22 protein-coding genes are annotated in these 24,052 nt (G+C 64.1%); 11 read left to right on the top strand and 11 right to left on the bottom strand.

Annotated features, from left to right (window positions below):
* Nucleotides 1-6: 6 nt before the first annotated feature.
* Both hisD and MESCI_RS13400 read right to left on the bottom strand, forming a co-directional pair.
* Entirely contained in the window at nucleotides 7-1,329 is a 1,323-nt protein-coding gene (gene hisD / locus MESCI_RS13405) for a histidinol dehydrogenase (RefSeq protein ID WP_013530482.1), read from the bottom strand.
* A 207-nt stretch (nucleotides 1,330-1,536) separates the two neighbouring features.
* A complete protein-coding gene (locus MESCI_RS13400) occupies nucleotides 1,537-2,310 on the bottom strand; it encodes an SDR family NAD(P)-dependent oxidoreductase (protein ID WP_013530480.1) in 774 nt (257 codons plus the stop codon).
* Between the two features lie 130 nt (nucleotides 2,311-2,440).
* On the opposite strand from MESCI_RS13400, the gene MESCI_RS13395 reads away from it, so the two are divergent.
* Entirely contained in the window at nucleotides 2,441-3,544 is a 1,104-nt protein-coding gene (locus MESCI_RS13395) for a histidinol-phosphate transaminase (protein ID WP_013530479.1), read from the top strand.
* A gap of 105 nt (nucleotides 3,545-3,649) precedes the next feature.
* Nucleotides 3,650-4,018 (top strand): hypothetical protein, encoded by a 369-nt coding sequence (locus MESCI_RS13390; protein ID WP_224620654.1) that lies wholly within the window; start codon nucleotides 3,650-3,652, stop codon nucleotides 4,016-4,018.
* A gap of 147 nt (nucleotides 4,019-4,165) precedes the next feature.
* Here MESCI_RS13390 and MESCI_RS13385 read toward each other — a convergent pair whose 3' ends face one another.
* The 5 genes from MESCI_RS13385 to MESCI_RS13365 form a co-directional block, all read right to left on the bottom strand.
* On the bottom strand, nucleotides 4,166-4,849 hold the full coding sequence (locus tag MESCI_RS13385; RefSeq protein WP_013530477.1) for an SGNH/GDSL hydrolase family protein: 684 nt from the start codon (nucleotides 4,847-4,849) through the stop codon (nucleotides 4,166-4,168).
* Between the two features lie 89 nt (nucleotides 4,850-4,938).
* Nucleotides 4,939-5,892 (bottom strand): ABC transporter permease, encoded by a 954-nt coding sequence (locus MESCI_RS13380; RefSeq protein ID WP_013530476.1) that lies wholly within the window; start codon nucleotides 5,890-5,892, stop codon nucleotides 4,939-4,941.
* A 3-nt stretch (nucleotides 5,893-5,895) separates the two neighbouring features.
* A complete protein-coding gene (locus MESCI_RS13375; RefSeq protein ID WP_013530475.1) occupies nucleotides 5,896-6,858 on the bottom strand; it encodes an ABC transporter permease in 963 nt (320 codons plus the stop codon).
* 9 nt (nucleotides 6,859-6,867) lie between these two features.
* The gene (locus MESCI_RS13370) at nucleotides 6,868-8,379 is read right to left on the bottom strand and encodes a sugar ABC transporter ATP-binding protein (RefSeq protein WP_013530474.1); all 1,512 of its coding nucleotides are present in this window, start codon (nucleotides 8,377-8,379) and stop codon (nucleotides 6,868-6,870) included.
* An 81-nt stretch (nucleotides 8,380-8,460) separates the two neighbouring features.
* On the bottom strand, nucleotides 8,461-9,507 hold the full coding sequence (locus MESCI_RS13365; protein ID WP_395316698.1) for a substrate-binding domain-containing protein: 1,047 nt from the start codon (nucleotides 9,505-9,507) through the stop codon (nucleotides 8,461-8,463).
* A gap of 353 nt (nucleotides 9,508-9,860) precedes the next feature.
* Between MESCI_RS13365 and MESCI_RS13360 the strand changes: the two genes are divergently transcribed.
* The 9 genes from MESCI_RS13360 (at nucleotide 9,861) to MESCI_RS13320 (ending at nucleotide 18,177) form a co-directional block, all read left to right on the top strand.
* Entirely contained in the window at nucleotides 9,861-10,511 is a 651-nt protein-coding gene (locus tag MESCI_RS13360) for an SGNH/GDSL hydrolase family protein (RefSeq protein WP_013530472.1), read from the top strand.
* Between the two features lie 57 nt (nucleotides 10,512-10,568).
* Complete coding sequence (locus tag MESCI_RS13355; protein ID WP_013530471.1) at nucleotides 10,569-11,663, top strand: ROK family transcriptional regulator; 1,095 nt, start codon at nucleotides 10,569-10,571, stop codon at nucleotides 11,661-11,663.
* 132 nt (nucleotides 11,664-11,795) lie between these two features.
* On the top strand, nucleotides 11,796-12,488 hold the full coding sequence (locus MESCI_RS13350; RefSeq protein ID WP_013530470.1) for a helix-turn-helix domain-containing protein: 693 nt from the start codon (nucleotides 11,796-11,798) through the stop codon (nucleotides 12,486-12,488).
* Between the two features lie 3 nt (nucleotides 12,489-12,491).
* Nucleotides 12,492-13,571: an extracellular solute-binding protein gene (locus tag MESCI_RS13345; RefSeq protein ID WP_013530469.1), complete on the top strand. Its 1,080-nt coding sequence runs from the start codon at nucleotides 12,492-12,494 to the stop codon at nucleotides 13,569-13,571.
* Nucleotides 13,572-13,595: 24 nt separating this feature from the next.
* Nucleotides 13,596-14,504 (top strand): ABC transporter permease, encoded by a 909-nt coding sequence (locus MESCI_RS13340; protein ID WP_013530468.1) that lies wholly within the window; start codon nucleotides 13,596-13,598, stop codon nucleotides 14,502-14,504.
* The gene (locus tag MESCI_RS13335; RefSeq protein WP_013530467.1) at nucleotides 14,501-15,289 is read left to right on the top strand and encodes an ABC transporter permease; all 789 of its coding nucleotides are present in this window, start codon (nucleotides 14,501-14,503) and stop codon (nucleotides 15,287-15,289) included. The genes MESCI_RS13340 and MESCI_RS13335 overlap by 4 nt, the downstream gene beginning before the upstream one ends.
* A 1-nt stretch (nucleotide 15,290) precedes the next feature.
* On the top strand, nucleotides 15,291-16,400 hold the full coding sequence (locus MESCI_RS13330) for an ABC transporter ATP-binding protein (protein ID WP_013530466.1): 1,110 nt from the start codon (nucleotides 15,291-15,293) through the stop codon (nucleotides 16,398-16,400).
* A 28-nt stretch (nucleotides 16,401-16,428) separates the two neighbouring features.
* Complete coding sequence (locus MESCI_RS13325) at nucleotides 16,429-17,811, top strand: NAD(P)/FAD-dependent oxidoreductase (RefSeq protein ID WP_013530465.1); 1,383 nt, start codon at nucleotides 16,429-16,431, stop codon at nucleotides 17,809-17,811.
* A gap of 9 nt (nucleotides 17,812-17,820) precedes the next feature.
* The gene (locus tag MESCI_RS13320) at nucleotides 17,821-18,177 is read left to right on the top strand and encodes a cupin domain-containing protein (protein WP_013530464.1); all 357 of its coding nucleotides are present in this window, start codon (nucleotides 17,821-17,823) and stop codon (nucleotides 18,175-18,177) included.
* Nucleotides 18,178-18,194: 17 nt separating this feature from the next.
* Here MESCI_RS13320 and MESCI_RS13315 read toward each other — a convergent pair whose 3' ends face one another.
* The 4 genes from MESCI_RS13315 to nirB form a co-directional block, all read right to left on the bottom strand.
* Entirely contained in the window at nucleotides 18,195-18,461 is a 267-nt protein-coding gene (locus tag MESCI_RS13315; protein WP_013530463.1) for a BrnA antitoxin family protein, read from the bottom strand.
* 99 nt (nucleotides 18,462-18,560) lie between these two features.
* Nucleotides 18,561-21,260 (bottom strand): nitrate reductase, encoded by a 2,700-nt coding sequence (locus tag MESCI_RS13310; protein WP_013530462.1) that lies wholly within the window; start codon nucleotides 21,258-21,260, stop codon nucleotides 18,561-18,563.
* A gap of 3 nt (nucleotides 21,261-21,263) precedes the next feature.
* On the bottom strand, nucleotides 21,264-21,593 hold the full coding sequence (gene nirD, locus MESCI_RS13305; RefSeq protein WP_013530461.1) for a nitrite reductase small subunit NirD: 330 nt from the start codon (nucleotides 21,591-21,593) through the stop codon (nucleotides 21,264-21,266).
* A gap of 5 nt (nucleotides 21,594-21,598) precedes the next feature.
* Nucleotides 21,599-24,049: a nitrite reductase large subunit NirB gene (gene nirB / locus MESCI_RS13300; RefSeq protein ID WP_013530460.1), complete on the bottom strand. Its 2,451-nt coding sequence runs from the start codon at nucleotides 24,047-24,049 to the stop codon at nucleotides 21,599-21,601.
* Nucleotides 24,050-24,052 lie beyond the last annotated feature (3 nt).

Genomic DNA, 24,052 nt, shown 5'->3' with positions numbered 1-24,052 from the left:
TTCCGCTCAGCCGGCAAGATAGCGGTCGCGGATCTCCGAGACCGCGTTCTCATGCGAGCTGAAGCCCTCGTAGCGGGCGAGCCTGCGGGCGTGCAGAGCGAGTTCCGGATAGGCCACCGAGGTGACATAGCCGACCGACGAGCGCTTGACGAAATCCGTCACCGAAAGCGGCCCGTAGGTCCGCGCCCAACGGCTGGTCGGCAGCACCGCATTGGGTCCAAGCACGAAATTGGCCAGCGTCACCGGCGTGTGCGGCCCCATCAGGATTTCAGCCGCCTCCGTGATGCGCCCGAGATGCGCGAACGGCTCCTTCGACAGGATCTCGAGATGTTCGGGCGCATAGTCGTTGATGAAGCGGTAGCTGTCCTCCAGCGACGCCGTCAGCACGATGCCGCCGCGGTTGCCGGTCAGCACCGCGCGTGAAAACTCGACACGCTGCTCGGTCATCCGCGACCAGTGCTCCGGGATTGCAGCCAATGCGGCTTCGGCGACCTTGCGGCTGTGCGTCACCAGATAGGCCGAGGAATCCGGCCCGTGCTCGGCTTCGATCAACAGGTCGAGCGCGGCAAGCCCGCCGTCGACGCTGTCATCGGCAAAGATGATCGCTTCGGACGGCCCGGCCGGAAGGCCTGTGTTGATGACCGAAGACAGCACGCTCTTGGCCGCCACCACCCAGGGGCTGCCGGGGCCGACGATCTTGAGCGCGGGCTTCACCGTCTCCGTGCCGTAGGCGACGGCGGCAACTGCCTGAGCGCCGCCGCATTTGTAGACGGTTCCGACGCCGGCGAGGCGTGCGGCGACGAGCGTTGCCGCGTCCACCGAACCATCCGATGTCGGCGGCGTCACGATGGCGATTTGCGGCACGCCGGCAATCACCGCCGGCACCGACGTCATCATCGTCACCGATGGGAAAGCACCCTTGCCGCGCGGCACGTAGAGCGCAACGGAAGCGATCGGCGTGTACCGGTCGCCGGCATAGGCGCCCGGCCGGACTTCCTTGAGCCACATCGTTTCCGGCTTCTGCTCCTCATGGAAATGCCTGATGTTGTCGATGCCGAACTGGATGCTCTCGACGACGTCCTTTTCCACCTTGTCGAACGCCGCGTCGAACTCGGCTTCCGACACCTGCAGTTCGCCCTCGGCGACATTGGCCTTGTCGAGTTCCCTGGCGAAGCGGATCAAGGCGGCGTCGCCTTCGTCCTTGACGGCCTGGATGATCGGCCGGACCTTTTCGACGAAGACCGTCAGATCGGCCTCGGCGCGCTTCAGCAGACTGGCGCGCTGGTCGGCATCGATGGATGACAAATCGTGGAAGCTGATGTCGGACATGGCTGCTCGTTCTCCTGGAACTCTTGGAACGCAATGACGGCTGGCGCAGGCCGGCCATATGCTGCGGGCCGACAGGTCGACCCTGGACAAGGATCAAAGCCGTCGAGAGGCTTCACTCGGGCAAAAGTATATACATGTCTATGTGACGGTCGCCAGCGATTTTTCCATCATCCTTCCCGTCGAAACTACCGAGATAAACCTGCCTCATCAGATCGAGGCGAGAAAGCCGCCATCGACCGGAATGGACTGGCCGGTTATGTAGGCCGCCGCATCCGAAGCGAGGAACACGGCGATGCCATGCAGGTCGGAGAGATCACCGAAACGCCGCTGCGGAATCTTGGCCAGCATGGAGTGCTGCCATGCCTCGTTGTTGTAAAAAACGTCCGTCATCGCCGTCCTGAAATAGCCCGGCGCGATGGCGTTGACCCTTATGCCAAGCTCCGCCCACTCGGCCGCAAGCGCCCGCGTCATGCCGAGCAGGCCGGACTTCGACGAGCCATACGGCACCGCGGTTGGGATTCCGACTTCCGACGTCAGCGAGCACAGGTTGATGATGGTGCCGGGACGGCCGGCGTCGCGCATCTGCCGCGCGGCGGCCTGGGCGCAGAAGAACGCTCCCTTCAGATTCGTGTCGACGATCCTGTCCCACAGCGCCTCGTCGACATCGAGCGAGGGCCGCACCTCCTCCATCCCGGCATTGTTGACGAGAATGTCGAGACCACCAAGCAGGCTGGCAGCCTCGTTGGTGGCTGCGCGGCAGCGGCCGACATCGGTGACGTCGAGAGCGACGGCATGCGCCACCCCACCGGCCGCGCGGATGGCGACCGTCGTGTGCTCCAGCGCGGCCAGGCTGCGCGCCGTGACCGCGACGTCGGCGCCGGCAGCGCTCAGCGCTTCGGCGATGCTGCGCCCGATGCCACGGCTGGCGCCGGTGACAAGCGCCTTCCTGCCGGAGAGATCGAAGAGAGAAGCGTTGCGCATGTGATCCTCCTGGTCGGTGTCGGTTTCCGCTTCGGCGTAGAGACTATCAGGTCAGCTTACATATACAAGCATATACAAAGCATTTCAGCTGCGGTACGGATGACGAAATCCACCGCAGAGGAGCCAGCCCGTGTCGAAAGCCTCGGATATGGTCCGCACCGAAGTCAACCGCCTGTCGCCCTACAATTCCGGACTGACCATTGACGAGGTGCGGAAACGATACGCACCGGCCAGAATCGCCAAACTGGGCTCGAACGAAAACCCGCTCGGGCCCAGCCCGACCCTCGCCACGACGATGCATGCCGGCTCCGAGATGTTCCGCCTCTATCCGGACCCTGCCGGGCGCAAGCTGCGCCAGGCGATCGGCGACAAATATGCCGTCGCCGAGGACCAGATTATCCTCGGCAATGGTTCCGAAGATCTTCTCTCCGTCATCAGCCGCGCCGTGTTGCGGCCGGGCGACGCCGTCGTCACGCTCTATCCGTCGTTTCCGCTGCATGAGGACTACACGACGTTGATGGGCGCTACCGTCAAGCGCGTTGTCGTCAACGACGATCTGACCATCAATGTCGATGCGCTGGTCGAGGCGGTGCGCGAACGGCCGCGCATGCTGCTGTTCTCGAACCCGATGAACCCGGTCGGCAGCTGGCTCTCCGGCGGCGATCTGTCGAGGGTTCTGGATGCGACGAGCGACGAGACGCTGATCGTCATCGACGAAGCCTATGCCGAATATGCCAAGGGCGACGACTATGCGTCATCCCTGCCCTATCTGGGAAAGCTCGACCGGCCCTGGATCGTGCTTCGGACCTTTTCCAAGGCGTTCGGCCTGGCCGGATTGCGGATCGGCTTCGGCATCGTCGGCGACCCGGAGCTGCGCGCGCTGCTGGACCGCGTCCGCACGCCTTTCAACGCCAACGGCATGGCCCAGGCCGCAGCATTCGCGGCGCTGGCCGATGAAGAACACCTCGCCAGGGTCGTAGCTCTGGCCAGGGCGGAGAGAAAACGCGTCGAGACTTTCCTGGCAAGCAAGGGCCTCGACGTCGCCGCCTCCAGAGGCAATTTCCTGTTCTTCAACTGCCGGCAGGATGCCTCCGTCTTCGTCGAAGGCCTGCTGCGGCAAGGGGTCATCGTCAAACCGTGGAAGCAGCAGGGCTTTGACACCTATGTGCGTGTCAGCATCGGCTCGACTTCGGAAAACGACCACTTCATGGCCGCTCTGTCGGCGCTGTTATGAATGCACGTCTGGGCGGATCGCTCCGCGCTTGGGAGCCGATCGCTGCCGCCCTATTTCGCCCAAGGCCTTGACCGACGCTTGGCTTGGCTGCCGTGCGGATCGTCGATGACCACAGCGTATTTATTTGGCTTCGGACCAGCCGCAGGCCTTAACTTTCGCAGCGTGGGTTTTTACATCCGAGGGGTCTGCAAACGATCGACGCTTGAGGAGGCTCCCTTGCAGCAGCCAGATGACATAGCCGCCCGCCGATTGGGCATTCTCATCGAGCAATATGTGGAAGCGCGTAAAAAGCGCTATGACTATGTGTCGACCGAGCAGGCCTATCGGGCCATCCGGCAGGTCCTCAAACCCGCCATTCCCGATCGCGAGCTCGACGACATGGTCGCCTCACTTGCCGTCAAGAACGGCCTGGCGGTCGTCTTCGATCGTCAAACCAAAGCATCGGCCGATGATGTTCCGAGGCCAAGCCCCTAGATCGACGCACATCTGCCGGCGCCGGGCGCCATATCAACGCGGGGCCAAACGCATCGTTCGACCCCGCATCGATGTGCATCGCCGGAGGAACCTGCGACACACCTGCGCCGTGGGCCTGTGTGCCGCAAGCCGACGGGCGTGGCGGCTTCAAGCGGCGGTGCTGACCTGGCCCGGCTCGAGGATCGACTTGACCTTGTCGGCGACGGCGCGTCCCAGATCGGCGTTGTTTGCGGCGGTGAAATGAATTCCGTCGACACCGTCCGTGGTGAGGTAATCGCCGGCATTGAGGAAATCGATCTTCATGAAATCCGCCATCGCCTTGTACTGCCTGGCCAGGTCCCTGGATTTTTCGTGCCCGCCGCCGAACATGCCCTCGAACCATGGATCGGGCATCGGGGTCAGCGGCGGCGGCGCAATGACCAGCGCCTTGGGGGCCGGATAAGGGGTGCCGATGCCGCCGGCACTGGTCAGGATCTGCCCGACCAGTTTCGCCATTCCATTGGCGATCTCATAAGGCGTCCGGCGGAAATAGGACTTGGTGTCGTTGGTGCCGAGCATGACGATGACCAGGTCCAGCGGCAGATGGCTGGCGATGGCCGAGGGCAGGTAGTTCGCCCCGTTCAGGCGCGGATCGTTGGGGTCGTCGAGACATGTCGTGCGCGCGCTCAGGCCTTCCTCGATGATGTGGTAGCCCCCTCCCAGCGCCGCCGCCATCACACCGGTCCAGCGCTGGTCATAGGGGTAGCGGTAGGTCGGCGACCCCTCCTTGACCGGAACCCAGCCCCAGGTCAGCGAGTCGCCATAGCACATGATGTTTTTTGGCGGTGACATCCATGTTTCTCCATCTGTTTGCAATTGTCTGAACGCGTGGATTTGTCGGTCCCGGCGAACACCGGTCGGCTTGCTTTCGCCGTCTCAGGTCAGGGGTTTCGCACCCGCACTCCGTAGAAGATCGCGGCACCCAGGATGATGACGCCCTGCGCGATGAGCTTGCCGGGCTCGTCGATGCCGAGCACGGTCATCACCACGAACAGCAGCGCAAAGCACAACGCCCCGAAGAAAGGTCCCCAGACGCCACCGTCGCCGCGACCGAAGACGACGCCGCCGAGGATCGTTGCCGCGACCGCCAGGATCGGCAGGTCGAGGCCGACACGGACGCTGCCGACGGCGATCGAACCGGTCTGTACCAGGGCCGCGATCGCCGCGATCAGGCCGGCGAGCGTGTGCGCAAGGATCACCGTGCGCTGGACCGGCACGCCGGAAAAATGCGCGGCTTCGGCATTCTCCCCGACCGAGGCGACGTAGCGGCCAAAGACGGTCCGCGACAGCAGCAGCCACACCAAAGCGGTCAGCAGGACCCAGAACAGCACCGGCGTCGGAACCGACAGGAATTTCGTGTTGTAGAGGTCGTTGAACAGCTTCGGCACATCGCCGGGCGGATTGCCGCTCGACAGGAACTGCACCAGCCCGACCAGGATGATGCTGACCGCCAGCGTGACGATGACCGCCGACACCCGCCGGCTCCCTATCATGAAGCCGTTGAACAGGCCGATGACGAGGCCGGTACCGAGCGCCAGCACGACGAAGAAAGGCATCGACGCGCCGGGGAAAGTGCCCGACGAAATGAAATAGTTGATGAGCAGGATGATGCCGCCGCCGGAAAGGTCGATCGACTTCACCCGCATGACGACGAGCTGCCCCAGAACCAGGATGCCGAGCGGGACGATCTGCCTGACGAAGATACCCATGATGTTGAGGTTGAGCATGTTCGGCCGTGCGACCCACAGCGTGGCCAGCAGCACGAGGAAGACAAAATAGGACGGCGGTATGCGCAGCAGGCGCCGGGCGATCGGATTTGCGAGAACGGCAGCCATCTTTCAGAGCCCCATCTTCTTGCGGGATTGCAGCCCGACCACCGCCAGCAGGATGCCGCCCTTGATCGCGGTCTGGACAAACGGCGAGACGTTGGCGAGGTTCATGCCATTGGCCAGCAGCGCCATGACCAGCGCGCCGATCACGGTGCCGTGCAGGCTGCCTATGCCACCGGAAAGCTGGGTGCCTCCAAGCGCCACGGCGGTGACGGTATCGAGTTCGAAAAGCAGCCCGACATTCGGATCGCCCGACACGATGCGCCCGGCCAGGAAGACACCGGCAACGGCTGCGAAACAGGAACAGATCACATAGGCGAGGATGATGTTGCGGCGGTCGGAGACGCCGAAATTGCGGGCAGCACTCTCGGCGCCGGACGCGATGCCGCCGCCGATCGCAAACAGATGCAGCCCATACCGGGATCCGTAGAGCAGTTTCCACGCTGCCAGGATCACGACGATGCCCCAGAAAACCGGATAGGGAATGCCGAGGAAACTGCCCGAGACGGCATCGATGACGATCTCCGGCACCGTGCCGCCGGAGACGGGCCGCAGGATGCGCGTGATGCCGAGCACGATGTACTGCGTCGACAGCGTCGCGATGATCGGATGGACGTTGAAACGGGTGATCGCCAGACCGTTGATCAGCCCGATGACTGCCGCCAGCACGAAGACCGCCGGGATCAACACAATCGCTGGCTGGTCGAGCGCCAGCACCGCGGTGGTGAAGCTGATGACCGAGCCGACCGACAGGTCGAGCCCGCCGATGAGCACGACGACGAGCTGTCCGATCGCCGCGATGATCAGCGGCATCGCCTGGGCAACCAGGTTGAAGAGGTTTTCGGCCGTGGCGAACTGCGTCGTCTCGACGGTCAGCCACAGCGAAATGAGCAAGGCGACCAGCAGCGGCAGGCCCCACAGGCCCTGCCGCGTGTTCCGGCCATTCAGGATGTTGAAAACCGAACGAACCATGGCAGGCCCCTAATGCTGGCGCGTGGAGCCGCCCATGAGGGCCGCGTCGAGAATCTTGTGTTCGCTCGCCTGCGCTGCCGGCATTTCGGCCACGATCGTGTCGTGATGGACGACGTAGATGCGGTCGCAGAGCCCGATCAGCTCGATCGTCTCGCGCGACAGCACCAGCACCGCGCCGCCCTTCGCGGTGAAGTCCCGCAGAAGATGGTAGATCTCGGACTTGGCGCCGATGTCGACGCCGCGCGTCGGCTCTTCGACCAGCAGAAGATCGAGATCGGCGGCAAGGTAGCGGCCGAGCAGAACCTTTTGCTGGTTGCCGCCCGACAGCGAACCGACCGCAGCCGACAGGCCCGCCGCCTTTATGTTCATGACCTCCATCATGCGGGCGATGACGTTTCGATATGGCCGCGCCGGCGCAAGTTCCGGGCGCCTCGAATGCAATCCGATGGCGATGTTGTGGGCGATCGGCAAAGCGAGGAAGAGCCCCTCTTCCTTGCGGTCCTCGGGAACGAAGCCGACCTTCAGCTGCTGCAAATACCGAACGCCCGCCGACGCCGGGAGCGGCATCTTCAGCGCCTTGCCGTTGATGGAAATCGTCCCGGCGAAGGGATGGTAGCGGCCAATCAGCGATCGCAGGAAGCGCTGCTGGCCCTGCCCTTCCAGCCCGGCCAGGGCGACGATCTCGCCCTTGTGCAAAGTCAGCGACAGCGGCTGCGATGTCTCGGTGATCTTGAGGTTTTCGACGCGCAGTATCTCATCGCCTACATCGCCCGTACGATCGGGAAAAAGGTCCTGGAGTTCGCGTCCGACCATCATGGCGATGAGTTCGTCGGTGGTGATCTCGGGCACCGTCCTTGTGCCGACCAGTGCGCCATCCTTCAGCACCGTCACCGTGTCGCACAACTCGAAGATCTCCTCCATGCGATGCGAGATGTAGACGATGGCTTTTCCCTTGTCGCGCAGCCGGCGGATGTTGCGGTTGAGCACATCGACATCGGCCGCGTTGAGCGCCGCCGTCGGCTCATCGAGGATGAGCACGCTGGCGTCGGCCTGGATGCAATGCGCGATCTCGACGAATTGCCGCTCGGCTATGGTCAGGTTGGAAACGAGTTGCGACGGGTCGAGCGTGAGGCCGAGTTCGCCAAGCGCCCTGGCGGTCTGGCTTTTCATCGCGGGATAGTCGATCGAGCCGAACCGGGTCGTCGGCTCCCGGCCGAGGAACATGTTCTCGGCGATCGACAGATTGGGCAGCAGCGAATGCTCCTGGAAAACGGTCGAAATGCCGGCATCGAGCGCGGCGCGCGGCGACTTCAGATCGAGCTTCTCGCCGCTCATGAAGATCTCGCCGGAATCGGGCTGATGCACGCCCGCCAGAATCTTCATCAACGTCGATTTGCCGGCACCGTTCTCGCCCATCAGGGCGTGGATGCTGCCCGCCTTGAGGTCGAGGGAAACGGAGTGGAGCGCCTTGCTCCCTCCGAATGCCTTCGAAATGTGGGACATCTCGACAAGATTGGTCACGAAACCCTCGAACGAACCGGATTCGACACATGGAACGGCCTGCGGGGAATGTTTGTCCACTCCCCGCCAGCCACGGCGCCGTCACTTCTTGCCGTAATATTCCTTGAGCTTGTCTTCCGGCAGTTCGCTTGGCCACCAGACATTGGCGGTCAGGTCATCGCGATAGTATTTCTTGGCCTTGTCCTGGTCCCATCCGTCGGGATTGTAGACATAGCGCTTGTAGAGCTGCTTGCCTTCCAGAAGGGCAACGGCAGCGCGCACGCCGGCAGCGCCCTGGGCGGGACTGTATTCCGGAGAGATCGACTTGAACCCATCCGTAATCCACTGGCCGAAATAGCCATTGTTGCCCTCGCCCGAAATCGGCGGAATGGGTGTGCCGAACTGCTTGAAGACATCGACGCAGGCGCGCGTCATGTCGGCGCCGGACGACCAGATGCCGTCGACCTGCGGATTGTTCAGATAGAGCGTCTCGCACAGCTTCTTGGCCTTGTCGTACTGCCAGTCGCCATGCTCCTCGGCAATGATCTGCACATGCGTGCCCTTGAGCGATTCCAGGAGGCCGTTATAGCGGTTGGTGTCTTCCGGATGGCCGGCCAGGCCACGCAGGACCCAGATCTTGCCGTTGTCGCCGACGGTCTTCACCAGCCAGTCGCCCATGACCTTGCCGAAGTGCTCGGCGCCGCCCTGGATTTCGGTGGTGTAGGCGTCGGAATCGATACGCCCGGTGTGAAGGATGACCGGGATGCCGGCGGCGACCGCCTTGGCGATGCTGGCATTGGCCGACGTGCTGGTCACCGGTTGAACGATGATGGCGTCGACATGCTGTGCGATCAGGTCCTCGATATCGGCCACCTGCTTCTTCTGGTCGAAGCCGGCATCGAGCAGGATGAATTTCGAGATGCGCTTGTCCTTGGCCGCGGCGTTCTCCGCCTCATGCGCCACCTGCACCGTCCAGGTGTTTGCGTTGACACCGAAGTCGCTCATGCCGATGACCCAGGGCGGGTCCTTCTTGAACGCACCGGCGGCGGTCATGCGCGTGTCGTCGGGGCGCGGCGCCACGCCGTCCATCAGCTTGACGTCTTGCGCATGCGCCAGGGACGTCACGGCAAGCGTGGACGCAACGAGCATCCCCAGGCCGACGGTTTTCAGCAATCCTAACATTGAACACTCCTCCTTGTGGTTGCTCCGGCCTACAAATTCGTATGGCCACGAGACGCTCTCCCAATGCATGCCCCCGTCACAAACCGACCGATGCGCGCAATTCTCCCGCCCCCGAACACATGCGTGTCGAAGCCCAACTTCTGCTGGACGATGATGACGGTCGAGAACTCCTCCGGGCACTTTAGAAGCACAGCGGATTCGCCCTGTCAATAGTTAGTCAGGTTGAATGACTATTCCCTTGCTTGCCTTTCGCCGCTCCACTATCCATCATGAATGGCGCTCGCCGGCTTCGGCGCGCAGTCTGTCCCGGCGGGAAAAACATGCGATCAGTCTTGTGCTACGGCGACTCCAACACGCACGGCCAGATCCCCGGCAGGGGGCCGCTCGAGCGCTATGGTCCGGGTGAACGCTGGCCGGGCATATTGCGTTCTCAGCTGGGCCCTGACTGGTATGTCATCGAGGAGGGGTTGAGCGGCCGCACCACCGTCCACGACGACCCGATCGAGGGCGCCCACAAGAACGGCCGAACCTATCTTCGTCCTTGCCTGCAGAGCCATGCGACGCTCGACCTCGTCATCATCATGCTCGGCACCAACGATCTGAAGATCCGCTTCAACAAGCCGCCGTCGGAAGTGGCGATGGGGATCGGCTGCCTCGTCTACGACATCAAGGAGCTGGCGCCAGGTCCGGGCGGCTCGACGCCCGAGATCATGATCGTGGCGCCACCGCCGATGCAGGACGACGTCAAGGAATGGAAGTCCATATTCGCCGGCGCGCCGGAGAAATCGCGCCTGCTCGCGCTCGAGTTCGAGGTTCTGGCGGACTCGCTCGAACTGCACTTTTTCGATGCCGGCTCGGTGGTGTCGTGCAGCAAGGCGGACGGCTTTCACATCGATGCCGAGGCGCACAGATTGCTGGGCACCGCGCTCGCCCGCGCGGTCGATGCCATCGGCTGGAGCCGCTCGACATGAGCAACCATACCGCCGCCAGGCAACGCGCTCTTACCGACGGGGCGACCTTTGCCTGACATGAGATTCGCACCACCCAATCCCTTGCGCATCGCCGATCGTGCGAGCGGGCTGAATGCATTGAGCGTCCGCAGCTACAACGAGCGGCTGGTGCTGTCCCTGCTGCTTCAGAACGAAGGCATTTCGCGGATGGAAATCGGCGAGAAGACCGGCCTGTCGGCGCAGACGGCTTCAGTCATCGTTCGCTCGCTCGAGCAGGAGGGCCTGGTCTCGCAGGGCGAGGCGCAGCGCGGCCGCGTCGGGCCGCCGACGATCCCGCTTTCACTCAACCCGGAGGGCGCCTATGCGGTTGGCGTCGGCTTCAGCCGGCGCAGGATCGACATCGCGCTCATCGACTTCATCGGCACGGTGCGCTTCCACACGCAGTTGCCGGCGGATGAAGCCAATCCGTTTCCGCAAAGCAGCGATCTGTTCGGCGCGATCGGGCAAGCCATGACCAGCCTGCCGGTCGAGGCGCGCAGCCGGGTTGCCGGCATCGGCCTGGCGGTTCCCGACGATGTCGACACGATGGCTGCAACCCGCAACGGATCGAGCACCTCGCTCAAGGCCTTGCAGGCCGAGATCGAGGAACAGATCAAGCTGCCGGTTTTCGTGCAGAACGACATCACCGCTGCGGCCGGCGGCGAGAGTATGTTCGGCGTCGCAAAGCCGCTCAACGATTATCTGTTCTTCTATCTCGGAGCACGGCTGCAGAGCAGGCTCATCCTCAACCACCAGATCTACAAGGGAAACTCCAGCGCCAGCTTCGATCACGGCCTGATGCGCCTGGAGAGCGAACTGGCCATGCGCGGGCGCCCGTCCGAAATCATCTGGAGCAGCAGCCCTGAGTGGCCCGATCTGGGCGAGGCCTACAGCGCATGGCTGGGCGAGTGTTCCGACCGCCTGAAAGCGTCGATCTCCGCGCTGACCCAGTTTGTCGAGTTCAGGACGGTCGTCCTGTCCAGCTATGCGCCGCAAAAGATTGCCGAGGCCTTGTGCGACGACATCGGCCGGGAATTCCCCGGCATCGAAGCGCTGCCGGCGCGCGTCACCATCAGCCCGAAGGCCGTCGGCGCGGCAAGCCTGCCATTCAGTTCGCGCTTCATGATCCAGTGATCGAGCTGAACCGGGTTGCCGGTCGGCCGATCATGCCCTCTGCAGGTCCATCGATGATTTTCAGGTGACCAGGCGAATCCGCTTGCCAGGACGCCCCACTTAATAGCATGTTAAGTGAACCCTGAGATCGCCATGAAAATCGCTGCGGATCACGCACTCAACGACAATGCCGCGACCAGCGCCGAAGCGCGCCGCTCGACGGTATTGGGCGATCGGATCAAGGCCTATCGCACCACGCGGCGCCTGACGCTGCGCCAGCTCGGCGACATGATCGGCACCACCGCCAGTTTCCTAAGCCAGCTCGAGCGCGGCCTTTCCGGCGCCAACACCAGCACGCTGATGCTGATTGCCAATGCGCTCGGCATCAGCCTCGCCGATCTTTTCGACGAATGCGAAGTGTCGCCGCACGCGGTGCTGACACGCAGCGAGCGGCCGGCGCTGCCGACCAGCGAAGGCTACCGCAAGACGCTGCTGTCGCGCCGGCCGATCCGCGAGATGGAAGTCTATTGCGGCGAGTTCGCCGTCGGCGGCTCGACCGGCGACGTGCCCTACACGCACGGCAACGCGAGCGAGATGTTCCTCGTGCTGCGCGGACGCGTGCAACTGACGCTCGGCGAGGAGAGCTTCACCCTCGAAGAGGGCGATAGCATCGAATATTCGACCTCGACGCCCCACCGGACGATCAATGTCGGCGATACGGTGGCCGAAGTGCTGTGGATCATTGCGCCGCCGACCAGCGGCGCCGTCGACCTCGACCAATATGTAGCCCGGAAAACGCTCGCGCCCGGCCTACCAAAATCAAACAGCAAGCCATCGGAGGGTTAGAAAATGGGAAGCAGATCAAGATTGGCCGGGTTCGTCGGCGCCGCCGCACTGGCCTTGCTTGCGGCCGCCGCTCACGCGCAGAACGCGCCGCCGGCCGGGACCGTGGTGGACGGCTCGCTGAAGGGAAAGACGCTGACCTTCGTCTCCTATGGCGGCATCTACCAGGACGGCCAGGTCGCCGCCCTCAAGGAATTCGTCGACAAGAGCGGCGTCAAGCTTTTGAATGATGGGCCGACCGAAATCGCCAAGCTCCAGGCGCAGGTCGAATCAGGCAATGTGACCTGGGATGTCGTCGATACGGACGATTTTCCGCCCTTCGTGCATTGCGGAAAACTGTTCCAGAAGCTGGATTTGACCAAGCTCGACATCTCGCACATCCCGCCCGGACAGGTCGGCGAGTGCAGCGTGCCGGCGATGAACTACCGCATGGTCCTGATGTACAAGAACGACACGTACAAGGACAATCCGCCGAAGGACTGGAAGGACTTCTTCGACACCGCGAAATTTCCCGGCACCCGCGCCATCGACGGCAGCGGCAGCCCGCTCGGCGGCCTGATCGAACAGGCCATCCTGGCAGACGGCGGCAAGGTCGACGCCATGACGCCGGCCGATATCGACAAGGGCATCGCCAAGATCAAGGCGATCGGTCCCGACACGATCTTCTGGAAGACGGGCGCAGAATCCCAGCAGCTCGCCGAATCCGGCGAGGCCGACATGATCATCATGTGGACCGGCCGCGCCATGACGGCGGTCAAGAACGGCGCTGCCTACACGCCGGTGTGGAAGGACTGGCTGGTCGTCATGGACCAGCTGACCATCCCGGTCGGCGCCAAGGACACCGACGCTTCCTACGCGCTGATCAACGCCTATCTCGGCAAGAAGTCGCAGGAGATCCTGACCGAGCAGACCTCCTACTCGCCGATCAACAACGAGGCACAGCCGAAGGTCGACGCATCCGTCGCCGCCTTTCTGACCAACACGCCGGACCACGCCAAGCTCGGCTATCAGCAGAACATCAAGTTCTGGGTCGCCAACTTCGCCGCCGCGTCCGACAAGTGGACAGCGCTGATGGCCGGCAACTGAGCCGGCTACCGCTGAGGTGACGGCGTGAGCCAGACATCGCATACGCCGACGGCCGGGGGTGATCATCCTCGGCCGCCAGGTGCCGTGCGGGCGCCGCAGCGGCGCCTGCGCCTTGCTGCCTATCCTTCGCTGCTGGCGATGCCCGCCTTGGCTTTGCTCATCGCCGCGATGGGCTATCCCTTGCTGACCGTCACGCTGCGCAGCTTCTCGGACCCATCTTGGGGCTTGCAGAACTATGTCTGGTTCTTTTCCACCCCGGTGAACGTCACCGTCCTGTGGCGCACCTTTTCCATCGCAGCCTGGGTCACCATCGTTTGCGTCATCGCCGCCTACCCCTATGCCTATCTCATGACGGCGGTCGGACCGCGCCTGCGGCTGGTCCTCATCCTGTGCGTTTTGGTGCCGTTCTGGGTCAGCGGCGTGGTGCGCACCCTGGCCTGGGTCATCCTGCTGCAGGATTCCGGCATCATCAATTCGGTCATCAGGCTGCTCGGCTTTGACGGCGTGAAGCTGATCCGCACGCAGACCGGCGTCGTCATCGGCATGGCGCAGGTGCTGCTGCCGTTCATGATCCTGCCGCTCTATTCGGTCATGCGCGGCATCGATCTGCGCCTCGTGCAGGCGGCGCGCAGCCTTGGTGCGCGCCCGGCACGCGCCTTCCTGCAAATCTATCTGCCGCTGTCGCTTCCCGGCGTTTTCGCCGGCGCCATCATCGTCTTCATCCTGTCGCTCGGCTTCTACATCACGCCTGCCCTGCTCGGCGGCCCGCGCAGCACCATGCTGTCGACGCTGGTGCAGAGCCAGGTGCTCAGCCTGCTCAACTGGGGCCGCGGCGGCGCCATGGGCGTCGTGCTGCTGGTCGCGACCTTCGTGCTTCTGGCGCTCGCCGCCCCGCTGATGCGCCAGCGCCACAAGCAGGCGTCCAGATCATGAGACTGGCACCATCCCGCCTTCTGCTCGGTCTGTTCTGCCTGCTGGTCGCCGTCTGGCTGGTGATGCCGACGCTGGTCATCATCCCGATGTCATTCAACGAGAAGAAGTCGCTCGCTTTCCCGCCGTCCGGCTTCTCCTGGCAATGGTACGAGAATTTCTTCACCAACCCCGATTGGCTGTCGAGCTTCTTCAATTCGCTGAGGGTCGCGGGCCTCGTCGCCGTCGCCGCCACGCTGATCGGCACGCTGGCGTCGCTCGGCCTCAGCCGCATGAAACATTCCGGCGCCGGCCTGCTGCGCGCCATCCTGATCACGCCGATGATCGTGCCCGGCGTGGTGCTGGCCATCGGCATCTACGCCGTCTATCTCGACTACCAGCTCGTCGGCACTACCACCGGCTTCGTCATCGCACATACGATGCTGGCGATCCCCTTCGTCATCATCGCCGTGTCGGCAAGCCTCGAAGTCTTCGACGCGCGGCTGGAGACGGCGGCGGCAAGTCTCGGCGCCAACCGCTTCACCACATTCCGCACCGTGACCTTGCCGCTGATCGCGCCCGGCATCCTGTCCGGGCTTTTGTTTGCCTTCGTCACCTCCTTCGATGAGATCATCGTCGCGCTGTTCATCACCAGTCCCTACCTGAAGACCTTGCCGGTGCAGATCTTCACCAGCATCACCCGCGACGCCGATCCGACGGTGACGGCCGTCGGAACCATCATCTTCATTGCCACGACGCTGGTCATCAGCGCCGGGCTGATCATCAGCTCGAAATCGACGAGGAGTTGAGATGACTGCGAGGAAACGCGGCGCGGCCATCGACATCAAGGGCGCAACCAAGCGCTACGGCAATTTCACCGCACTCGACGATGTCAGCCTGCATATCGAGCCGGGCGAGTTCATGACGCTGCTCGGCCCCAGCGGCTCGGGCAAGACCACGACGCTCAACGTCGTGGCGGGCTTCACCGACCTCACCTCCGGCGACCTCGCCGTTGGCGGCAAAAGCATCGTCGCCCTGCCGGCCCACAAGCGCAACATCGGCGTTGTCTTCCAGCACTACGCGCTGTTTCCGCATATGACGGTCGGCAAGAACGTCGCCTATCCCCTCACCTTGCGCGGCATGGACAAGCAGGCGCGCGACCGTCTCGTCGTGCGCGCGCTGGACATGGTCAAGATGTCCGACTTCGCGCATCGCTATCCCTCCGAACTTTCCGGCGGCCAGCAGCAGCGCGTAGCGCTGGCGCGCGCCATCGTCTTCGATCCGCCGCTGCTGTTGATGGACGAACCGCTCGGCGCGCTCGACAAGAAACTGCGCGAATGGCTGCAGCTGGAGATCAAGCGCATCCACCGCGAACTCGGCACCACCTTCGTCTATGTGACGCACGACCAGGAAGAGGCGCTGGTCCTGTCCGACCGCATCGCCGTCTTCAATCAGGGCCGCATCGAACAGGTCGGAACCGGCCGCCAGCTCTACGACGAGCCAACGACCCTGTTCGTGGCCAAGTTCATCGGCGAATCGACCAGTTTGCGTGGCACCGCCCTGACGTCCGGAAACGAAACCAGCCTGACGATCGCCGGCCAGAAGATCGTGGCCAACGGCAAGCTCGCCAGCGGCAGCAAACCGGTGGTCCTGCTGCGGCCGGAGAAGCTTTTGCTTGCCGGCACCAACACGCCTCCCGCCGCCGGGCAGAACAGCCTCACCGGTCAAGTCAGCGAGGCGATCTATCTGGGCTCCGGCTCGAAATACCAGGTGACGTTGCGCGACGGCTCGGTCGCCATCGTACGCTCGTCGCTGGAAGCCACACCGTTCTCGATTGGTGACACGGTCGATCTGCGCTGGTCGGTCGTCGATGCAAAACTTCTTGCCGACGACGATCGCGCCGACATGACGATGACCTGATCGCTCTTTCCCCGCAGGATTTTTAGACATGGACGCCAAAGTCAACGGCAACGTCTCGTTCTGGTATGCCGACATCGGCCTGCCGGCCTATCGCGCGCCGCTTCCGGGCGATCTCGAAGCCGATGTCTGCATCGTCGGCGCCGGCTACACCGGCCTGTGGACGGCTTATTACCTGAAGAAGGCCGATCCATCGATCCGCATCGCCATCGTCGAGCGGGAGTTCGCCGGCTTCGGCGCGTCGGGCCGCAATGGCGGCTGGTTGTCCGGCGGCTTCAGCTGGTCGCGCGAGAAATATCTGCAGACCTCGACGCGCGGCGCTGTCATCGACATGGAAACGGCCATGCATGGCACGGTCGACGAAGTGATCAAGGTGACCGAAGCCGAAGGCATCGATGCCGACATCCGCCGCGTCGACAATCTGACGGTGGCGACGAACCCGCCGCAGCTCGAACGGATCAACGCCGCCTATGCCGATGCGATCGGCTGGAGCGTGCCGAGCGAGCGTGTCAGCCTGATCGGCCAGGCAGAGGCCAAGGCCCGCATCAACATCAGGAATGTGCTTGGCGGTTATATCCACCACGGCACCGCGCGTGTGCAGCCGGCCAAGCTGGTGCGCGGCCTGTCCGAAGCCGTCGAGCGGCTCGGTGTGCCGATCTACGAGCAGACCACCGTGACCGGCATCGAGAAGGGCAAGGTCACGACGAACCGCGGCACCGTGCGCGCGCCGATCATCATCCGTGCCACGGAAGGGTTCACGGCCGGCATACCAGGCAATGAACGGCTCTGGCTGCCGCTCAACAGCGCGCAGATCATCACCGAGCCGCTGCCGCAATTACTGTGGGACGAGATCGGCTGGGAGGGCCATGAGCTTCTGGGCGACTCCGCGCACGCTTATTGCTATGCGCAGCGCACCAGGGAAGGCCGCATCACCATGGGCGGACGCGGCGTACCCTATCGTTACGGCTCGCAAACGGATGTACGCGGCCAGACGCAGCAGGCGACGATCGAAAGCCTGCACGCCATCCTCACCCGGCTGCTGCCGCAGACAGCCAGGCTTCGCATCGACCACGCCTGGTGCGGCGTTCTGGGCGTGCCGCGCGACTGGTGCACGACGGCAGGGCTCGATCCGCAGACCGGCATCGGCTGGGCAGGCGGCTATGTCGGGCTCGGCGTCTCGAGTTCCAACCTTTCGGGCCGCACGCTGCGCGACCTTATCCTGCGCCGCGACACCGAACTGACCCGCCTGCCCTGGGTCAACCGAAAGGTCAGCAAATGGGAGCCAGAGCCGATGCGCTGGCTCGGCGTCCACTCGATGTATCAGCTCTATCGCGTCGCCGACGAGCGCGAGGAAGCCGGCCTCCAGCACACGTCGAAACTGGCCGCAATCGCCGACCGCATCACAGGACATTGAGAGACTGCCATGACCGACTTCCAGACCTTCGCCCACCTCGCCTCCATCGACCTCGGCGAGCCTGAGCCCAAGCCGACCTCGATCAGCGGCGATCAGTTCGAAGCCTCGACGACGCTGTGGACCTCGCCGGATGGCGCACTGGAAGTCGGCGTCTGGGAGTGCACGCCGGGCCGCTTCACGGCCTCGCGCGAGACCAATTCCGAAACCTGCCACATCGTGTCAGGCCGGGTCTCGCTGCATGGTCCCGATGGCCGCAGCGAGGACGTCGGTCCGGGCGAAATGCTGGTGCTGCCGAAAGGCTGGAAAGGCGAATGGACGATCCACGAGAAAACGCGCAAGCTCTATATCCTGCACTTCGAAGCGTGAGCCGGCTGGAACAGCCGCTACTCGTCGTCTGAACGATCACCCCCGGTAACGATCGGCTTGCCTTCTATCACACGCCGCAAGGCGTCGTTGATGCGGTCCTGCCAGCCGGGTCCATCCTCCTGGAAATGGTCCAGCACGGCGCGGTCGATTCGGATCGAAACAAGCTCTCTGACGCCTGGAGCGGCCGTGGGCTCTCGGACCGGGGCAGCCGGCCTCTTCATCGGCTTGAAAGCCGCCTCGGCGGCCGCCATCGGATTTGTCGGTCGGCGCGGAGGATTTGCCATTGGATGACCCTGACTGAGGATGATTCGTGCGCGACGTAGCACGCCTGAGCCACCATAGCCCAACCAGCACCGTCGCGCAGGCCCCTTTGGTCAGGACGATCACTCGGCTGCTTGGAGGCTCTGTGCGTCGATGATGACCCTGATCTCGGCGCGGCAGGAGCCGCAATTCGTGCCGGCATTCAGGGCCGCGCCGATTGCCGCAACGCTGCCGCAGCCGCGGCGTACCGCTTCCGCGATCTGGTTGGCGCCAACGCCGAAGCAGGAGCAGACGATGGCGCCGCGATCGACGTCGATCCCGCCCGGCCGCCCGGCCACGATCGCCAGCCTGCTGCGCCGATCAACATGATCGGCACTCAACTGTTCCGCCGCCCAGCCGCGCGACACGGCGACCGGGCTGGGCGCGACGAACAAGGCGCCTGACAGTTGGTCGTCGTCGAAGGCGGCGATGCGGTGCTGGCCGGCGTCGCGGTCGTGATAAGCTGATATTTCGGCACCCAATGACGTACCGAACAGCGACCCGGCAAAGCCCGCCCAGTCGATGTCGTCATCGGCAAAGGCAAGCTCGACCCGCCAGCCGCCCTTGCACTTGGCCACGGCCCAGTAGGGCGCAGTATTAGGCTCCGGCCGCTGCCGAGCCACCGCAAAGCCAAAGGCCTTTGCCGCGAATTTCTCGATGCGGACGGCGACATGTTTCAGCGCCGGCTGACCGGAAATGGGATCGGTCAGCGGCGCGGTCAGCGTGTCGAGCCGGCCCTTTGCCGAGAACTGATCGGTCCAGTGCATCGGCGCAAACAGGCTGCCCTGGCGCTGGCGCGCCGTCACCAGCGCGCGCACCAGCACATCACCGCGCGGGCTGGAAACGCGCGCTATGTCGGCGTCACCGATGCCGAAGCGCTGCGCATCCGCCGGGTGGATCTCGACGAAGGGCTCAGCGATATGCTGCGACAAACGCGGGCTTTTCCCCGTCCGCGTCATGGTGTGCCAATGGTCGCGGATCCGGCCGGTGTTGAGGATCAGCGGATAATCGGGGCTGGTGCGGATTTCCGTGGTGGGACGGATGGCGATGAAGCGCGCCTTGCGGTCGGGTGTGAAGAAGTTGCCGTTGGCGAAGAAGCGAGCCTGGAGCCCAGTCGTGCCGACCCCTTCTGGCCAACCTCCAGCTTGAGCGCCCCCCTCTGGCCATTGGAACGGCTCAAGCGCCTCATATCCCTCCCCATCAACCCCGGCATAAGCCCCGATGTCGAAATCCCGCGCACCATCATTCTCGAACCCCGACAGCGCGGCATGCTCGGCAAACACCTCCGCCGGCGACGCGTAGGAAAACGCCTCACCAAACCCCATCCGTTTGCCCACCTCGGCAACAATCCGCCAGTCAGGCAGCGCATCTCCGGGCACGCGCAAAAACGCGCGCTGGCGCGACACACGGCGTTCGGAATTGGTGACGGTGCCATCCTTCTCGCCCCAGGCGGCGGCGGGCAGCCGGACATGGGCGTGGCGGACGGTATCGGTCCGGGCCAGCACGTCCGACACCACCACGAACGGGCACGCCTTGATCGCCGCTTCGACGGCATCGGCGTCCGGCATCGAATCGACCGGGTTGGTGGCCATGATCCACAGCGCTTTGATGTGCCCGTCGGCAACCGCCTTGAACATCTCGACTGCCTTCAGGCCGGGCTTTCCGGCAACGGCCGGCGCGTTCCAGAAGCGCTGCACGCGGTCGCGATGATCGGGGTTTTCGATCTCCATATGGGCGGCCAGCATGTTGGCCATGCCGCCGACCTCGCGCCCGCCCATGGCGTTGGGCTGGCCGGTCACCGAAAACGGCCCTGCGCCGGGCTTGCCGATGCGGCCGGTGGCGAGATGACAGTTGATGATGGCGTTGACCTTGTCGGTGCCCGAAGACGACTGGTTCACCCCCTGGCTGTAGACGGTTACCGTCTTGGAGGTCGCCGCGAACAGGCTGTAGAACCGGCCAAGCTCGTCCTCGCTCAGGCCCGTGGCGGCGGCGACGCCGACCAGGTCGAGCGCCGATGCGGCGAAAAGCGCTTGCCCGAAGCCGGTCGTGTGCGTCGTGATGTAGGCGCGGTCGAGCGCGTTGTGCTGGCCGAGATAGGCGAGCAGCCCGGTGAACAGAGCGACGTCGCCATCCGGCGCGATCGCCAGATGCATATCGGCAATGTCAGCGGTCATGGTGCGACGCGGGTCGACCAGAACGACTTTCATCTCCGGCCGCTTTTCCCGCGCCGCCGCGATGCGCTGGTAGAGCACGGGATGGCACCAGGCGAGGTTGGAGCCGACCAGCACGATGAGATCGGCGAACTCCAGATCGTCATAGGTTCCCGGCACGGTGTCGGAGCCGAAGGCACGGCGATGGCCGGCGACCGAGGAGGCCATGCACAGGCGCGAATTGGTGTCGATATTGGCCGATCCGACAAAACCCTTCATCAGCTTGTTGGCGACGTAATAATCCTCGGTCAGCAATTGGCCGGAGACATAGAAGGCAATCGCATCGGGTCCGTGTTCGGCAATGGTTTGCGAAAAGGTCGAAGCGACGAGGTCGAGCGCCTCATCCCAGCCGGCGCGGCGGTCGTGGATCTCGGGATGGAGCAGCCTGCCGTCGAGGTCGATGGTCTCGGCCAGCGCCGAGCCCTTGGAGCAGAGCCGGCCGAAATTGGCCGGATGGTCGGGGTCGCCGCGGACGGACACTTGCCCGTCCGCAGCGACCTTCGCCAGCACGCCGCAGCCCACCCCGCAATAGGGGCAGGTGGTCCTCACCTCGCGCGCTTCCTCAATCTCCATGGTTCAGGCCGCGCGGCTGGCCAGCGCTTCCAGCGCGATGAACAGACGCTCGCCCTCGACCCGCACCGGGATGGTGCGCACCGCGCCCTCGTCGGCGCCAAGCGCCTTGCCGGTCTCCAGCGAAATGACCCAATTGTGCAAGGGACAGGTCACCGCCGTGCCGTGCACGATGCCCTGGCTGAGCGGCCCGCCTCTGTGTGGGCAATGGTCGTCGATGGCATAGACCTGATCGTCCGCAGTGCGGAAGACGGCGATCTTGCCCTCCGGGGTGGCGACGCAACGCGCGCCGCGGCGCGGGATGTCGGAGATGGAGCCGATTGCTATCCAGTTCATCTCCATCACTCCGCCGCCTGCGCAAACCCGACCGAAGCCATCGGCCGGAATTCGTGCTTGTCCTTGCCGGAAACGCGTTCCGACCACGGGTCGACCTGGGCGAATTTCTGGCTGAAGACGAAGCGGTCGTAATAGGCCTTGCGCTTCTCGCCATCGTCCATGATCTGGCGCTTGATCTCGGGGATGCCGATGCGCTTGGCCCATTTGTAAATGCGCTCGAGATAGCGGCCCTGCTCGCGGTACATCTGCGTCAGCGCCACGATGTGCTCCAGCGCCTCGTCCTCGGTCTTGACCATGCCCAGCACCTCGGTGCCCTTGATGTCGAGGCCGGCCGCGCCGGCGAAATGTATCTCGTAGCCGGAGTCGACGCAGATGACGCCGACATCCTTGCAGGTCGCCTCGGCACAGTTCCTCGGACAGCCCGACACCGCCATCTTGACCTTGGCCGGCGTCCACGAGCCCCACATGAATTTTTCGATGCGCACGCCAAATCCCGTCGAATCCTGCGTGCCGAAGCGGCACCAGTCCGAGCCGACGCAAGTCTTCACCGTGCGCAGGCCCTTGGCGTAGGCATGACCGGAGACGAAGCCGGCCTGGCCGAGATCGGCCCACACCGCCGGCAGGTCTTCCTTGCGGATGCCGAGCATGTCGATGCGCTGGCCACCGGTGACCTTGACCATGGGGATTTCGAACTTGTCGACGACGTCGGCGATGGCGCGCAGTTCGGCGGCGTTGGTGACTCCGCCCCACATGCGCGGCACCACCGAATAGGTGCCGTCCTTCTGGATGTTGGCGTGGACGCGCTCGTTGATGAAGCGCGACTGGTAGTCGTCGGCGTAGTCGTCCGGCCAGTCGCAGACGAGATAGTAATTGAGCGCCGGCCGGCATTTGGCACAGCCGCAGGAGGTCGTCCATTCCAGTTCCTGCATGACGGCGGGAATGGTCTTCAGGCGCTTGGCGATGATCAGCCGGCGGACCTCGTCATGACCGAGCGTCGTGCAGCCGCACATCGGCTGCACCGCCGCTGGATTGTATTTGTCGCCGATGGTCAGCACCATCAGCTTCTCGACCAGCCCGGTGCAGGAGCCGCAGGAGGCCGAGGCCTTGGTGTGGGCGCGCACGTCGTCGAGCGAGGTCAGGCCCTTGGCCGTGATCGCGCCGGTGATCTTCCCCTTGCAAACGCCGTTGCAGCCGCAGATCTCCGCATCATCCGGCAAGGCTGCAACGGCCGCCATAGGGTCCAGCGGGGCACCCCCCTGGTAGGACTGGCCGAAGATGAGCGTATCGCGCATCTCGGATATGTCGGTCTGCTTTTTCTTGAGATCGTTGAACCAGGCGCCGTCCGCCGTCTCGCCATAGAGCACGGTGCCGATGATGCGGTCGTCCTTCAGCACAAGTCGCTTGTAGACGCCGGCCGCCGCATCGCGCAGCACGATCTCCTGGCGGTCCTCGCCCTCGGCGAAGTCGCCGAGCGAGAACAGGTCGATGCCGGTGACCTTGAGCTTGGTCGGCGTGTCCATATGGACGAAGGCCGCCGCTTCGTTGCCGGCAAGCTGGCTGGCTGTGACGCGCGCCATCTCGTAGAGCGGCGCGACGAGGCCATAGACCTGGCCGTTGACCTCGGCACATTCGCCGAGCGCGTAGATGTCGGGATCGTTGCTGCGCATGCCGGCATCGACGACGATGCCCCTGTTAACGGCGATGCCGGCCTGTTTGGCCAGCGCCGAATTCGGCCTGATGCCGACGGCCATCACCACAAGCGTTGCTGGGATAATGGTGCCGTCAGCAAGTTCCACCTGCCCGACCTTGCCGTTGCCGGTGATCGCCTGGGTGTTGGCCTTGGTGATGACCTTGATGCCGCGCTGCTCCACCGCACGCTGCAAGAGATAGCCGGCGGCCGGATCGAGCTGGCGCTCCATCAAGGTCGGCATGACATGCAGCACGGTGACGTCCATGCCTTGCGCGTTGAGGCCCGCCGCCGCTTCCAGACCCAGCAGGCCGCCGCCGATGACCACCGCCTTCGCCCGCGACTGGGCAGCGAGCATCATCGCCTGCACGTCATCGAGATCGCGATAGGTCAGCACCCCCGGCAGGTCATGGCCCGGCACCGGAATGATGAACGGTACCGAGCCGGTGGCGATGACGAGCTTGTCGTAGGGTTCGGTGACGCCATGATCGGAGGTGACGGTCTTCGCCGTCCGGTCGATGGCAACGATCTTGTGGCCCTTGTAGAGGGTGATGTTGTTGGCGATGTACCAGCCGTCGCCATGGATGATGATCTCCTCATAGGCCTTCTCGCCCGACAGCACCGGCGACAGCATGATGCGGTCGTAATTGACGCGCGGCTCGGCGTTGAAGATAGTGACGGTGTAGCGGCCTGGAGCCTGTTCCAGCAGATGCTCCAGCATGCGCCCGGGGGCCATGCCATTGCCGATGATGACAAGTCTTTCGCTCATGGT

It is taken from the genome of Mesorhizobium ciceri biovar biserrulae WSM1271, assembly GCF_000185905.1.
In the GTDB taxonomy this organism is placed as follows: domain Bacteria; phylum Pseudomonadota; class Alphaproteobacteria; order Rhizobiales; family Rhizobiaceae; genus Mesorhizobium; species Mesorhizobium ciceri.
Note: the sequence above shows the minus strand (reverse complement) of the source record. Positions and strands in the feature narration are given on the sequence as shown.